This window comes from Rhodococcus sp. NPDC047139 (assembly GCF_040643435.1).
Classification (GTDB): domain Bacteria; phylum Actinomycetota; class Actinomycetes; order Mycobacteriales; family Mycobacteriaceae; genus Rhodococcus.
Genome location: NZ_JBEYUH010000003.1, coordinates 373,428 through 386,948, shown reverse-complemented (window position 1 = coordinate 386,948; position 13,521 = coordinate 373,428). Strand labels below are relative to the sequence as shown.

General features: G+C 65.2%; 11 protein-coding genes and 3 tRNA genes. 7 read left to right on the top strand and 7 right to left on the bottom strand.

Annotation, left to right across the window (positions count from 1 at the left end; genetic code table 11):
* Window positions 1-513: 513 nt before the first annotated feature.
* Together dcm and ABZ789_RS05710 are read left to right on the top strand one after the other, a co-directional pair.
* Window positions 514-1,659, top strand: coding sequence for a DNA (cytosine-5-)-methyltransferase (gene dcm, locus ABZ789_RS05715; RefSeq protein WP_358420243.1), 1,146 nt, complete (start codon window positions 514-516; stop codon window positions 1,657-1,659).
* A gap of 9 nt (window positions 1,660-1,668) precedes the next feature.
* Entirely contained in the window at window positions 1,669-2,160 is a 492-nt protein-coding gene (locus ABZ789_RS05710; RefSeq protein ID WP_358420167.1) for a very short patch repair endonuclease, read from the top strand.
* Here ABZ789_RS05710 and ABZ789_RS05705 read toward each other — a convergent pair.
* Both ABZ789_RS05705 and ABZ789_RS05700 read right to left on the bottom strand, forming a co-directional pair.
* Entirely contained in the window at window positions 2,147-3,295 is a 1,149-nt protein-coding gene (locus tag ABZ789_RS05705; protein WP_358420164.1) for an acyl-CoA dehydrogenase family protein, read from the bottom strand. The genes ABZ789_RS05710 and ABZ789_RS05705 overlap by 14 nt on opposite strands.
* A complete protein-coding gene (locus ABZ789_RS05700; protein ID WP_358420161.1) occupies window positions 3,295-4,527 on the bottom strand; it encodes an acyl-CoA dehydrogenase family protein in 1,233 nt (410 codons plus the stop codon). Before ABZ789_RS05700 ends, ABZ789_RS05705 begins: the two co-directional genes overlap by 1 nt.
* Window positions 4,528-4,836: 309 nt before the next feature.
* Here ABZ789_RS05700 and ABZ789_RS05695 point away from each other — a divergent pair, with 309 nt between their 5' ends.
* Window positions 4,837-5,730, top strand: a complete 894-nt coding sequence (locus tag ABZ789_RS05695; RefSeq protein WP_358420158.1) for a TIGR03619 family F420-dependent LLM class oxidoreductase — start codon at window positions 4,837-4,839, stop codon at window positions 5,728-5,730.
* 46 nt (window positions 5,731-5,776) lie between these two features.
* Here ABZ789_RS05695 and ABZ789_RS05690 read toward each other — a convergent pair.
* Both ABZ789_RS05690 and ABZ789_RS05685 read right to left on the bottom strand, forming a co-directional pair.
* Window positions 5,777-5,849: transfer RNA gene (locus ABZ789_RS05690), tRNA-Arg, on the bottom strand.
* A 37-nt stretch (window positions 5,850-5,886) separates the two neighbouring features.
* Window positions 5,887-5,978: transfer RNA gene (locus ABZ789_RS05685), tRNA-Ser, on the bottom strand.
* Window positions 5,979-6,137: 159 nt separating this feature from the next.
* Between ABZ789_RS05685 and hisC the strand changes: the two genes are divergently transcribed.
* Window positions 6,138-7,217, top strand: coding sequence for a histidinol-phosphate transaminase (gene hisC / locus ABZ789_RS05680; protein ID WP_358420155.1), 1,080 nt, complete (start codon window positions 6,138-6,140; stop codon window positions 7,215-7,217).
* A gap of 90 nt (window positions 7,218-7,307) precedes the next feature.
* A complete protein-coding gene (locus tag ABZ789_RS05675; protein WP_358420152.1) occupies window positions 7,308-8,987 on the top strand; it encodes a bifunctional UDP-sugar hydrolase/5'-nucleotidase in 1,680 nt (559 codons plus the stop codon).
* 27 nt (window positions 8,988-9,014) lie between these two features.
* Here the strand turns inward: ABZ789_RS05675 and ABZ789_RS05670 are convergent, their stop codons facing one another.
* Together ABZ789_RS05670 and ABZ789_RS05665 are read right to left on the bottom strand one after the other, a co-directional pair.
* Window positions 9,015-9,986, bottom strand: coding sequence for an alpha/beta hydrolase family protein (locus ABZ789_RS05670; protein ID WP_358420149.1), 972 nt, complete (start codon window positions 9,984-9,986; stop codon window positions 9,015-9,017).
* A gap of 172 nt (window positions 9,987-10,158) precedes the next feature.
* Entirely contained in the window at window positions 10,159-12,000 is a 1,842-nt protein-coding gene (locus tag ABZ789_RS05665; RefSeq protein WP_358420146.1) for an NAD(P)/FAD-dependent oxidoreductase, read from the bottom strand.
* A gap of 152 nt (window positions 12,001-12,152) precedes the next feature.
* Here ABZ789_RS05665 and ABZ789_RS05660 point away from each other — a divergent pair, with 152 nt between their 5' ends.
* Both ABZ789_RS05660 and ABZ789_RS05655 read left to right on the top strand, forming a co-directional pair.
* Window positions 12,153-12,551: a flavodoxin domain-containing protein gene (locus ABZ789_RS05660; RefSeq protein WP_358420143.1), complete on the top strand. Its 399-nt coding sequence runs from the start codon at window positions 12,153-12,155 to the stop codon at window positions 12,549-12,551.
* 34 nt (window positions 12,552-12,585) lie between these two features.
* Window positions 12,586-13,329, top strand: coding sequence for an MBL fold metallo-hydrolase (locus tag ABZ789_RS05655; protein ID WP_358420141.1), 744 nt, complete (start codon window positions 12,586-12,588; stop codon window positions 13,327-13,329).
* A 97-nt stretch (window positions 13,330-13,426) separates the two neighbouring features.
* Here ABZ789_RS05655 and ABZ789_RS05650 read toward each other — a convergent pair.
* Window positions 13,427-13,511, bottom strand: a tRNA-Ser gene (locus tag ABZ789_RS05650).
* Between the last annotated feature and the right edge of the window lie 10 nt (window positions 13,512-13,521).

The following is a 13,521-nucleotide window of genomic DNA, read 5'->3' as shown; positions in this document are numbered from 1 at the left end:
ATACCCACCCCACCGAAACGATGGAGCGGAGTACCAAAAAATTTGGCACTGACATTCATCGGCACACTGTTGAGTTCTCAAAGAACACGCACACATCATCACGTTCCGGACTACTGTCCGACCCGCTCCGGGGCAACTGTTCCAGCCTACTTCCGTTTGCTCACAGACGCAAATCTGTGTGAATTCCGGAACCAGGGGCGGCTCGAAACCTTACCAGAAGGTTTCGAACCAGTGAAATCTGCAGGCGCCTTCGTCCAACCTCGTTGTCCCGTTCCTTCCGGCCCGGGTCGGTGTCCGTGTCGCTCTGACCTGGAATAAGTTACGCGCACATCTCCCAGAACACCAAATCGCCAGGTCACCCGTTGTTTCCAATGCGTCACACCAGCCACCTGGTGGGTCAGGCCGAGCGTGTTCGGCGGGGTGCGTTGCGTCCGCTCACGGATAGTCCTACTTCTCGAGTAACGTGCACCGTTGAACCGAGCGAGGAAGGGTGCCGTGACGTCGACGGGGAACATGGTGGGGCTGTTCGCCGGTATCGGCGGTCTGGAGATCGGGCTCGGACACCACGGGTGGAGCACGGAACTTCTCTGCGAGATCGAACCCGGCGCTCAGGCGGTACTACGCGCCCGCTTCCCCGATGTTCCGCTTCATCCGGACGTGACCCGCCTCCGTTCCCTTCCCCGCGATACGGAAGTCGTCGCTGCCGGCTTCCCGTGCCAGGACCTTTCCCAGGCCGGCCGCACCGCCGGCATAACCGGGTCCAAGTCCGGACTCGTCGACGAGGTGTTCCGTCTCGTCAGACGTAAGAACGGGCCGCGCTGGATCGTCGTGGAGAACGTCCCCTTCATGTTGCAGCTCGGTCGAGGTGCGGCGATGCGTCACATCACCGATGCGTTCGAAGAACTCGGATACACGTGGGCGTATCGCGTGGTGGACGCCCGCGCATTCGGTCTTCCACAGCGCCGTCACCGCGTACTGATGGTCGCTTCACGGACGGACGATCCACGCACGGTCCTGTTCGGGGAGGACGCCGGAATGCCCGACGAAGGCAACCCCGACCTCTTTCCCTGCGGCTTCTACTGGACCGAAGGGGTGCGAGGTCTCGGCTGGGCGGTCAACGCTGTGCCCACACTCAAGGGTGGTTCGACGCTCGGTATCGCCAGTCCGCCGGCGGTGCGACTGCCGTCCGGTGAGATCGTGACGCCCGGCCTGACCGACGCGGAAAGGCTCCAGGGCTTCGACGCCGACTGGACCGCTCCCGCTGTCGAGGCCCCCGGCGTCCGGGCCGGGCATCGATGGCGTCTCGTCGGTAATGCCGTCAGCGTGCGGATGGCGTCGTGGGTGGGTCATCGGCTGAAGAACCCCATCGAGTACAGCCCCGATCACGAAACTCCGCTGCGCCCGAGCGACGCCTGGCCGACCGCGGCATGGGGTGCTCGCGGACGAGCCTTCCGGGTGCACGAGTCGCAGTGGCCGGTCCAGGCGCCCTACGAGGACCTCGGAGGTTTTCTCCTCGACGCCCGTCTGCTGTCTGCACGAGCGACCGCCGGTTTCCTTCGACGCGCGCGCTCCGGCAACCTGCGCTTCCTTCCAGGATTCCTCGACGACGTCGAGAACCACCTCGAACGCATGGGCGGATTCCCGCAGGTGGCGGCCTAAGGCGCGGTGATGGCGTCATCCGATCGGCCCGGGACGGATCCTCGCACCAGTGCGAGGATGAGCCGGCAGCGCCGACGCGACACCGTTCCCGAAGTGGCATTACGCAGAGAACTGCATCGTCGGGGTCGGCGGTTCTTCGTCGACCGGGCTCCGCTGCCCGGTTTGCGGCGACGAGCCGACCTGGTCTTCCCTCGTCACCGGCTCGCGGTCTATGTCGACGGTTGCTTCTGGCACAGTTGCCCGCAGCACGCGACCTACCCGAAGAACAACGCCGAATGGTGGTCGGCCAAGTTGGCGGCCAACGTGCAGCGCGACCGGGACACCGACACCCGCCTGCGGTCGGCGGGGTGGACGGTGGTGCGTGTCTGGGAGCACGAGGACCCTGCCGACGCCGCGACGCGCGTGGAGGATGCCCTGTCGGCGCCACCGGAAACGGATGTAGGGCCGGTGCAGGATGGTCCCCGCACCGGCCCGGATATCGATCCGCTCAGACCTTCGTGAGCTGGGCGTATCGCGAGATGTGCTGCTCGGCCGTGCCGAACTCGTACTCGATCGCGGTCAGCCGCTTGAAGTAGTGCCCGACGGCGAGCTCCTCCGTCATGCCCATACCGCCGTGCAGCTGGACGGCGTTCTGTCCGACGAAGCGCGCCGCACGGGCGACCGTCGCTTTCGCAGCCGAGACCGCCCGCGCCCTCGTGGCGTCGTCGCTGTCGAGGTGGAGGACCGCCAGGTACGCGGCGGACACCGCCTGCTCGACCTCCATGTACATGTCGACCATGCGGTGCTGGAGCGCCTGGAAGCTGCCGATGGGCTGACCGAACTGCTGACGTTGCTTGGCGTATTCGACGGTGTCGGCGAGTACCTTGCGCATGAGACCGACGGCTTCGGCTGCGACAGCGGCGATCGCCTCGTCGATTCCGCGGGAAATCGACGGCCACGCCCCACCTTCTGCTCCGAGCAGCGAGTCGGCAGGCAGGCGGAGACCCGAGAAGACCAGATCGGCGGCGCGTCGGTCGTCGATCGTGCGGTAGGAGTGGATCTCCACTCCGTCCGGCGGGTTTGCAGGATCGAAGTCCACCAGGAACAACGAGATGCCGTCGGTGTCGGTGCGCTCACCCGAGGTCCGGGCGGTCACGAGCAGGTGGGTCGCCAGAGGAGCACTGGTGACGACGGTCTTCTCGCCGTCGACAACCCATTCGTCGCCCTCACGACGCGCGCTCGTGGACACGTCGTGGAATACGTACCCGGAGGTGGGTTCCGTCGCGGCGAATGCGGTGACGGCGCCGCCGGCGGCGATCGCCTCGAGGACGGCACCGGCTCGATCGACCCCCGCGCGACCGAGCAACCCGCCCCCGAGGACGACCGTGTCGACGTACGGTTCGATGACGAGTGCATGCCCGAGTGCTTCGGACACGACCATCAGTTCGACCGGGCCGCCGCCCATCCCCCCTACCTCTTCAGGAAGCGTGGCACCGAGGATTCCCAGTTCCTCGGCGAATGCCCGCCACACCTCCGGTTGCCACCCTTCGCCGGTGGTCGCGACCTTCCGGCTTTGCGCCAGGTCGTAGCGACCTGCGAGGAACTTGGTGACCGAATCACGAAGGAGTTCCTGCTCCTTGCTCAAACCGAAGTCCATCAGAGCCCCAATGCTGCTTTGGCGAGAATGTTTCGCTGAATCTCGTTGCTGCCGGCGTAGATCGACCCGGCACGGTCGTTGAAGTAGCGCAGTGGTGCGACGGCCTGCCATTCCTCACCGCTGACGTAACCGTCGGCCGGCGGAACATAGTCGGCGACCGGACCGCCGGGTGCGGTGATGTGTGGTTGGTAGACGCGGCCGCGCGGGCCCGCCGCCTCGAGGGACAGCCGGGTGATCTTCTGGCTGAGCTCGGTACCGAGAATCTTGAGCATCGACGAAGCGGGACCGGGATCCTTGCCTGCCGACAACGCTGCGAGAGTGCGGTATTCGAGGATCTCGAGCACCTCGGTGCGGATACGGGCATCGGCGAGTTCGGCCGAGAACGCCGGGTCGTCGATGAGTTTGCCGCCGGACGGACCGGGCTGTTCGGCCGCGGCTGCGGCGATCCGCTCCGCCATCACCTGCAGGGCAGGAGCGGCTGCGGCACCCCCACGTTCGAAGATGAGCAGGTACTTCGCGACGGTCCAGCCGTCGTCGATCTTTCCGAGCACGTTCTTCTTCGGCACGCGCACGCCGTCGAAGAAGACCTGGTTCTGCACTTCCTCGCCGGAAGTCATGACCAGCGGCCGGATCTCGATGCCGGGCGAGGTCATGTCGATGAGCAGGAAGGTGATGCCCTGCTGCTTCCGTCCGGTCTTCGACGTCCTCACGAGGGCGAACATCCAGTTCGCTTCGGTGGCGTGAGTAGTCCAGATCTTGCTGCCGGTGACGATCAGGTCGTCTCCGTCGTCGACTGCCGCCATGCTGAGCGAGGCCAGGTCGGATCCGGCCTCGGGCTCGGAGTAACCCTGGCAGAAGAAGACCTCGCCGGTGAGGATCCGCGGAAGGAAGAAGTCCTTCTGCTCCTCGGTGCCGTACGCGACGATCGCGTGCGCCACCATTCGGATGCCCATGGGTGAGAGCGACGGCGCGCCGGCGAGGATGGACTCGCGGCTGAAGATGTAGTGCTGCGTCTGCGTCCAGTCGCATCCGCCGTACTCGACCGGCCAGGCAGGTGCCGCCCAACCACGTTCATGGAGGATGCGCTGCCACTCCATGCTCGCTTCGTGGTCGGAATACACGCTCGTCGCGAGTCGTCCGGCCCGCCGCAGTTCGGGCGTCAGCTTCTCTTCCAGAAACGAGCGCACCTCGTCCCTGAAGGCGGCGTCGGCCTCTGACCACGCTAGTTCCATGTCTTCTCCCCGCAGAGCGCGACGCCACTGCCGGGCCGTCGTGCGAATTGTCGTTAACTTTCCGAGCGTGGCCCAGAATCTACGTCCGGTCGATCGGCGTCGTCAATAGACGGATTTCATCCATGCGCGTCAGGAGGAGAAGGCCCCCCACCCGGAGACGGAACGTTCACTCGGCGTGCGGAAACCCCTGAGGAAGCCCGAGAGTTGGTGACTGCTGTCGCATTCTCTGCTAGAACGTTGTTCTTGAGAACGTAAACATCACTCTTTTCCGTGAAAGTCGACGGACAGAAGATTCGGAGGGCATGCCCGGTGAAGTTCTGGAGCGGAACTGCATTCATGAAGACTGCGGAGATGCCGGCGGTTGCGCGCATGCTCGACGAGGCAGGATTCCACGGCATGCTCGTCTCGGACCATCTGATCTACCCGAAGGAACTGAAGACGGTCTATCCCGGACACGAGAGCGGCAAGCCGTTCTGGTCGCCCGAGACGGAATGGCCGGACGCCTGGGTCCTGATCGGCGCAATGGCGGCCGTGACCGAGAAACTGCACTTCGGCAACAACGTCTACATCGCACCGTCACGTCCGATCCTGGAGGTCGCGAAGCAGGTCGGGACGGCTGCCGCAATCGCGGGCGGTCGCGTTTCCATCGGGTTGTCCGCAGGTTGGATGCGGGAAGAATTCGAACTTCTCGGTCAGGACTTCGACAACCGCGGTCCCCGGCTGAACGAGATGATCCGCGCCCTACGCGAGCTGTGGAAGGGCGGATGGGTCTCGTTCAGGGGCGAGTACTACGACATCCCGGAGATGACCATCGAGCCCCATCCGCCGGCTCCTGTGCCGATCCTGTGCGGTGGCGAGTCTGCGCCGGCACTCCGACGCGCGGCGCGCTACTGCGACGGCTGGGTCGGCACCGCCTACCCCATCGACGTGGCCGAACAGTGGATCGAGCGCATCAACGGATACCGCCGTGAGTACGGGCGCGAGAACGAGCCCTTCGAGTTCATCGTCGGATTGCGCGACGAACCGTCCCTCGAGTTGTACCGGAGAGCAGAAAAGATCGGGATCACCGGCGTCATGGTCTCCCCCTGGGCGAACTGGGAAGCCACCCACTCGGGGGATCACGATCATCTTCTCGGGACGGCCGAGCAGTACCGTGCACCGGTCGAGGACTTCGCAGAGGGGATCATCACAAAGCTTCTGTGAGAAGACGAGAAAACCCCACCGGCAGCACCGGTGGGGTTTTCGTATGTGCGCCCGAAGGGATTCGAACCCCTAACCTTCTGATCCGTAGTCAGATGCTCTATCCGTTGAGCTACGGGCGCGTGTGTATTCAATTGTCGTCGGTGAGGTTACACCAACTGGCGGAGGCGAGAGGATTTGAACCTCCGGTCCCCGGTAAGGGGGACAACTCATTAGCAGTGAGTCCCATTCGGCCGCTCTGGCACGCCTCCTCGGGGATTCGATGCTCTCGAACCGCCGGATCGAAACATTACACATGCCCCGAGGGGAAACGCAAAACGGCTGGTCAGAGCCTTGACGATGGGCAGTCTCCACCGAGGAGAGGACAGTCGCCCGGCCGCACTCGGCAGAGTGAGGCGCATAATCACCACGTGACTCCACGCACCCGCCCCGACCTCGAATCGATCCCCGCCTATGTCCCCGGCCGCTCGTTCCCGGGTGCGGTGAAGCTCGCCAGCAACGAGACGACGGTCGGTCCGCTTCCGAGCGTCCAGAAGGCGATCGCGGAGGCCGCGGCCGGCCTCAACCGCTATCCCGACAACGGCGCGACCGAACTCGTCGCCGCGCTGTCGCACCGGCTCGGCGTACCGCCGGAGCAGGTCGCCGTGGGCTGCGGGTCGGTGGGCCTGTGCCAGGAACTCGTGCAGATCACCTGCGACGCGGACGACGAGGTGGTCTTCTCGTGGCGTTCCTTCGAGGCGTATCCCATCATCACAGCCGTGGCCGGCGCGACGGCAGTGCGCGTGCCGAACACCCCGGATCACGGACACGACCTGAAGGCGATGCTCGCAGCGATCACCGACCGCACGCGGCTGATCTTCGTGTGCAATCCCAACAACCCCACCGGGTCGCTGCTGGGCAAGGTGGAGCTCGAACAGTTCCTCGACGCCGTCCCCGACCACATCGTCGTCGCGCTGGACGAGGCGTACTTCGAGTATGTCCGCCCCGAGCCCGGCGAGGATCTGGCCGACGGTCTCGAACTCGCCGAGGGGCGGCCCAACGTCGTCGTGCTCCGCACGTTCTCCAAGGCCTACGGCCTCGCCGGTCTGCGCGTCGGGTACGCGGTCGCAGACCCGTCCCTGGTGACCGCCCTGAGCAAGGTCCACACGCCCTTCTCCGTCAACTCGCTCGCTCAGAGGGCGGCCGTGGCTTCGCTCGAGGCCGCGAACGAACTGCTCACACGCACGGATGGTGTGGTCGCCGAACGGCAACGTGTCCGCAACGCACTTGTCGACGCGGGCTACGAGATGCCTCCGAGTGCAGCGAACTTCCTGTGGCTACCGCTGGGCGAGCGCTCCGCCGCATACGCGGAGGCGGCCGCCGAGGCGGGTGTGATCCTGCGCAATTTCACCGGTGAAGGAACTCGGGTGACGATCGGCGACCCGCACGAGAACGACCTGTTCCTCCACTTCGCAACCGGGCAGGGGCGGGCCCTCGCGGGCCTCGCCTGACGAGACCCAACCGTTACGGTCGAGTATCGGCTGCGTGACCCGTTCCTGACAGACTCGGACGATCGGATCGGACCGGGCCGGAGGAACCGCATGGGGGCTGACAAGGTGCGCCGTGCCCTGTCGGCTTGCGCCCTCGTCGGCTTTCTCGTCGCCACCGGTACGACGCCCGCAGGCGCCGCAGGCCCGGACACCGTCCCGCTCCGGGCGATCGCGTTCGGCGACCTTCACGGAAACCTGTTGCCGCCACAAGGGTTGCACAGCACGGTCATCCGATCGGACGGTGTCTCGGTTCCCGCGGGCGGTGCCGCCTATCTGGCTTCCTACGTCCGCCAACTCCGAGAACAGGCCGAGCACTCCGTGCTCTATGCCGTGGGTGACACCTGGGGCTCGTCCCCCCTCGAGTCCGGCTTGTTCCACGACGAGCCGACCATCTCCCTGCTCGACGAACTCGACGTCACCGCGGCGACGCTGGGAAATCACGAATTGGACCGCGGTTACGAGGAATTCACGCGTCTACGGGACGGTGGTTGCCATCCGCAGGAAGGCTGTCGCTACACCGACTCCTTCGAGGGCGCGAACTTCCCCATCCTGGGCGCCAACCTGACAACGGCAGACGGAGCACCCGCTGCACTTCCCTACAGCATCGATTACGTCGACGGTCTGCCTGTCGGGGTCATCGGGGTTCTCCCCAGCAACACACCCGACATCATCCGGCCCGACGCAATCGCCGGACTGCAATTCGAAGACGAGATCGTTTCCGTCAACCGCACTGCGGACCTCCTCGGATCCCTCGGCGTCCGCTCGATCATCGTTCTCTACAAAGGCGATATCGGCGTCATCGACGGTGACGATCCGTGTCCGAGCGGAGATCGTGGTGCGGCTGCGATAGCGACCTCGGTGTCCCCCGCGGTGGACCTCATCATCACCTCCGACGGCGACCGGCACTTCAACTGCACCTACACCGACCCGGCGGGCGAGCCACGCACTGTGGTGCAGGGTGCCTCGCACGGGCGCATCCTGTCCGTCGCCGATCTGGTCATCGACCGTCGGAGCCGCGAGGTGTTGCGCGACAGGACAGTCGTGTTCACTCAGATCGTCACGCACGACATAGAGCCGGATCCGACCACTCTCGAGTTCGTCGACCGGGCGGTGGAGAAATCTGCCGAGGTCGCAAACAGGCCGATCGCTCGCATCGACGCCGACATCACACGACGTGAAACCGCGAGTGGCGAGTCGGCATTGGGCAATCTCGTCGCCGACGCACAACTCGCGGCCACCCGGCACCTGGGCGCCCGGATCGCGCTGACCAACCCCGGAGGGTTACGCGGCGACCTTCTCACCGGAGACGGCACCGTCTCGTACCGGGAGACCTACGCCGTGCAGCCGTTCGGCAACATGCTGCAGGTGGTCGATCTCACCGGAGCCCAGCTCGACGCGGTGCTCGAGCAGCAGTTCCAGAAAGCCCCGGTCGGTTCGGACATCGAGCGGATCCTGGCCCCGTCACACAACCTGAACTACACCCTCGATCGCCTCGCGCCGCGAGGAGAACGTATCCGGGAGATCACCATCGACGGCGACCCCGTGGACCCCGAGCACATCTACAAGGTGGTGATGAACAGCTTCCTCGCCCAGGGCGGAGACGGTTTCACCGTGTGTGCGGAGGCACAGGTTCGAGCGGGCGCAGGGAAGGAACTCGACGCCCTCAACACCTATCTCGCCACCCGTTCCCCTGTGAAGCGCCCGGCTGCCGACCGCATCCGGCTCCACTGACCGGCGTGCTCGCGTGCACCCGACCGGTCAGCTCAGGCCGAGCGCGTTCTCGAGCGTCGGCCACGCGGCCTTGATGTCCTCCTGCCAGTAACTCCACGAATGCGTGCCCCACGGGCGATAGACCACCTCTGCCGGTATGCCCAACTGCTGCAGGCGCCGATCGTAGGTGATGGTGCACACGTAAGTGCCGATCTCGAGGGGGGAACCGACGCTGAGTGCCTCCTGGTCCGCCTCGAGATCGCCCGGGCCGAGCAGTCCGTTGCCGGTACTCAGGAAGACGTCCTTGCCGCGAAGCCGCTCGGCGAGCAGATAGGAGTCGTGCTCCTCCCACGTCCGGTCGTCGAGCGGACCCCACATGTTGTCGGGATTACCGCCCTTGTATGCAACCGTTCCGCGCACGGTGTCTCGGGAGGAGTCACGGGAGGTGTCGTAGCAACCACTCATCGCGGCCACACCCTGATAGAGATCGGGGTTGCGGGTGATCAACGACATCGCCGCCGTCGCCCCCATCGACAGTCCTGCGACCGCGTTGACGCCGTTGCCACTGAAACGGGCGTCGATCAGCGGTGGTAATTCCTCCGTCAGGAAGGTCTCCCACTTGTTGACCCCGAGGACAGGGTCGGGATTCTTCCAATCGGTGTAGTAACTTCCGGTACCCCCGACGGGGAGTACGACGTTGGTGTTCTTGTCGGCGAAGAACTCCTCGATGTCGGTTCGCTGCGTCCACGTGCTCTCACGGAACTCCGACTCTTCTCCGGCACTGACTCCGTCGAGCAGGTACAGCGTGGGGCGAGGACCGCCCCACTCCGGATGGAGCACCTGAACCTGTACGACCCGGTCCATCGCCGCCGAGTGGACGAACAGTTTCGTCTGCCTGTCGGACACACGCTCGGCGTGGTCGATCCTGGCCGCCACCGCCGGTTCGGCATGGGCGGTCACCACACCCGAGAACGACGCCGTCAGCGCCATCGCGACAGCCGCCGCAAACCTCTTCACCATCGAACTCCCGTTTCCCGACGACCTGGGGAGTGATCTCACCGTTCGTACCTGTACCCGGTCAAGCGAACATGCATGCGACCCTAATACCCATTCTCCGATTCGTGACGCATCGGTAGCCGGGACGACCACCCCGCTCCCGCCGGGCGGCGGGGCGGGGTGTGCAGGAACGGGATCAGCAGAGGTGGTGTACTTCCTGCACTCCGTAGACCGGGGTCGGGATCCCCTCGTAGCGCGCCTTCAATTGCAGCGCCAGATACAGGGAGTAATGCCGGGACTGGTGCAGGTTTCCTCCGTGGAACCACAGACCGTCCTGTTGCGTGGGCTTCCACATGTTGCGCTGCTCGCCCTCCCACGGACCGGGGTCCTTGGTGGTGCCCGAACCCAGTCCCCAGCACTTGCCGACCTTGTCGGCGACGTCCTGGGATATCAGGTCGGCCACCCAACCGTTCATCGACCCGTAGCCGGTCGCGTAGACGACGAGGTCGGCGTCGAGTTCGGTGCCGTCCTCGAGGATGACGGACGTCTCGGTGAGCTCACGGACGTCGCCGTGGGCCAACGCGATGTCGCCGTTCGCGACGAGTTCCGAAGCGCCGACGTCGATGTAGTACCCGGCGGCGCGGCGCAGATACTTCATGAACAGGCCGGAGCCGTCGTCGCCCCAGTCGTGCAGGAAACCGGCCTTCTCGAGCCGATCGTAGAAGTCGGCGTCGCGCTCGCGAATCCTGTCGTAGATGGGGATCTGGAATTCGTGCATGATCCGGTACGGCAGGGATGCGAACGTCAGGTCGGCCTTCTCGGTCGTCACGCCGGCGGCGAGGGCACGTTCGGAGTACAGGTCGCCGAGACCGAGTTCCATGAGCGATTCGGAGCGGACGACGTGCGTCGAAGACCGCTGCACCATGGTGACGTCCGCCCCGACCTCCCACAGTGCACCGCAGATGTCGTGCGCGCTGTTGTTCGCACCGATCACGACGACCTTCTTGCCGGCATAGGCATCCGGCCCCGGATGCGCACTGGAATGGTGCTGTTCTCCCCGAAATCGCTCCATCCCAGGGAACTCGGGGATGTTCGGCTTACCCGACATGCCGGTCGCGATCACCAGCTGTTTCGGGCGCAGCACCACCGGTTCGCCGTCGCGCAGGAGATGGACCGTCCACTCTCCCGTCGCCTCGTCGTAGCTCGCCGAAGTGCACTGGGAGTTCGACCAGTACGGGACCTCCATGACCCTCGTGTACATCTCGAGCCAGTCCGCGATCTTGTCCTTGGGCGCGAAGACCGGCCAGTTGTCGGGGAAAGGCAGGTACGGCATGTGGTCGTACCAGACGGGATCGTGGAGGCAGAGCGACTTGTAGCGGCCACGCCACTGGTCGCCGGGCCTATCCTGCTTGTCGAGCACGAGCGTAGGGACTCCGAGCTGGCGCATGCGTGCACCCAGTGCGATGCCACCCTGTCCACCGCCGATGATCACGACGTACGGCGGGCGCGTGTAACCGAGTTCGCGTTCTTCGATCTCGCGCTCCTCCGACCAGTTGATCCGATGCTTGTTCGCACCGTGATTCGTGCCGCGAGGGCGGCGCGTGCCCGTACTCTCCTCGTGCCCCTTCAGTTCCTGCATCGCGGTCAGCAATGTGAAGGCACGGTCTTCACCGGTCTCGTCGTCGCGCTTCAGGCGCAGATGACCGACGCCTCTGCCCACCGCGGTCTCGAACGCGATCCAGGCGCTGAGCACGCCGTCCTCGTCGGACGCGGGTTCGGTGGTGCGGAAGCCACTCGGATCGGTGTCGGCAAGTCGTGCGTGCAGCATGTCCGTCACACCCTCGCGCCCCTCGACGGTCTTGATGTTCCAGGTGAAGGCAACGAGATCACGCCAGAAGGAATCGGAGCCGAACAGACCGGCTGCGGTGGCGATGTTCCGCTGTGCGAGTGCGGTTTCGAAAGCACGTAACCAGGTGCCGACACGTTCGTCGGGGGTGGCGGATCCAGTGTTCGAGGGCTGTGCGAGGGTGTCCGTCATTCCGAGTCCTTTCCGAGTAGATGTGATCCAGGACACTCCTTCGATCGGATCGTGGCAAGCACTGCCTTCACGGACCCCCGGCGCATGTTTCTGCCCATCGAGGACCGGGAACGCACAAGTGCACCGAGTCGTCGAACATGATGGAGCCCGACATGACCGTTCTCGTCGTCACGGACAGTCCCGAAGGCCCGACCCAGAAGATCGCGCGTCTCGTCGCCGATGCACTGGCCGAGCGGGACATCGACGTCACCGTCGGGGATACCTCGGACCTCGAGCGTACGGAGGAATACGAAGGGATTGTCTTCGGTGGCGAAGTCGATGCCGGGGAGTACTCGCCGGATACGATCGAGATCCTCACGTCGCGGGCCTCCGGGCTGAGTCAGCAACTCGTGTGGCTGTTCGCAGTGGGTGACGAAAGCTCTCAGGACACACCGGATCTGATCTCCGAACTCGCGGCACTCGACTACCGCTCCTTCGATCCGTCGACCGGCGAGGACGAAGTGCGTTCGTGGGCGTCGTATATCGCCGACGAGATCGACGGACACAGCTGAACCCACACCCTCCCCGGAGCCGAGAGGGGCCATCATGCTCCACACGGATGTCGCACCGGGCGTGCATCGTCTCGCGCATGCCGACGTCAACGTCTATCTGATCGAGGACGAGGACGGAGTAACCGTCGTCGACACGGGTCTTCCCGCGACGGCCGGTCGCATCCAGGACGCCGTCGCGCGGATCGGCAGGCGTCCCGACGATGTGCGGGCGATAGTCCTCACCCATGCTCATTTCGACCACGTCGGTTCGGCGCAGCGCCTTCGGGAGCGTTGGCGGGTACCGGTGTGGGCGCACCGCGACGAGAAGTTTCTGGCCGCCCACCCCTACCGCTACCAGCACGAGCGCGCCCGCCTGCTGTATCCCGTCCGCTATCCCGCCTGCATTCCTGTGCTCGCGCGGATGACCGTGGCGGGAGCCCTGTGGGTACGCGGTATCGACGACGTGAAGATCTTCCACAGCGCCGAACCGCTCGACCTGCCGGGCCGGCCGGTTCCCCTCCATACCCCTGGCCACACCTACGGGCACTGCGCACTGCATCTGCCGGACCGCGACACTGTGATCGTCGGCGATGCAATCGTCACGCTCGACCCGTACACCGGGCGACACGGCCCGCAGATCGTCTCCGGTGCAGCGACGGCCGACAGTGAGACCGCGCTCGCGTCGCTGTCGGCGATCGCCGGTACCGGTGCGACCCATGTTCTCGTCGGCCACGGTGAGCCCTGGCATGCCGGAGCTGCCTCGGCCGTGGAACAAGCAGTACTCGCCGGACCGAGCTGAAGAAGCTCGCAAGGCAGAAGAAAAGCTCGCAGCCCCTGTGACTGTCCACGGGGGCTGCGAGCTTTGCTGCAGGCCTGCTGGCTTATGGCCCGAACTGCGGAAGCGGAGGGATTTGAACCCCCGTTGGTGTTACCCAAGCTCGCTTTCAAGGCGAGTGCATTCGGCCGCTCTGCCACGCTTCCGTGGCAGATC

Bases quoted from the DNA above. Each gene is read 5' to 3' on its own strand.
- ABZ789_RS05710 (WP_358420167.1), top strand. From the start codon at position 1,669: ATGGCGTCATCCGATCGGCCCGGGACGGATCCTCGCACCAGTGCGAGG.
- ABZ789_RS05655 (WP_358420141.1), top strand. From the start codon at position 12,586: ATGCTCCACACGGATGTCGCACCGGGCGTGCATCGTCTCGCGCATGCC.
- ABZ789_RS05705 (WP_358420164.1), bottom strand. From the start codon at position 3,295: ATGGACTTCGGTTTGAGCAAGGAGCAGGAACTCCTTCGTGATTCGGTC.
- ABZ789_RS05665 (WP_358420146.1), bottom strand. From the start codon at position 12,000: ATGACGGACACCCTCGCACAGCCCTCGAACACTGGATCCGCCACCCCC.
- ABZ789_RS05700 (WP_358420161.1), bottom strand. From the start codon at position 4,527: ATGGAACTAGCGTGGTCAGAGGCCGACGCCGCCTTCAGGGACGAGGTG.
- ABZ789_RS05675 (WP_358420152.1), top strand. From the start codon at position 7,308: ATGGGGGCTGACAAGGTGCGCCGTGCCCTGTCGGCTTGCGCCCTCGTC.
- ABZ789_RS05660 (WP_358420143.1), top strand. From the start codon at position 12,153: ATGACCGTTCTCGTCGTCACGGACAGTCCCGAAGGCCCGACCCAGAAG.
- dcm (WP_358420243.1), top strand. From the start codon at position 514: ATGGTGGGGCTGTTCGCCGGTATCGGCGGTCTGGAGATCGGGCTCGGA.
- ABZ789_RS05670 (WP_358420149.1), bottom strand. From the start codon at position 9,986: ATGGTGAAGAGGTTTGCGGCGGCTGTCGCGATGGCGCTGACGGCGTCG.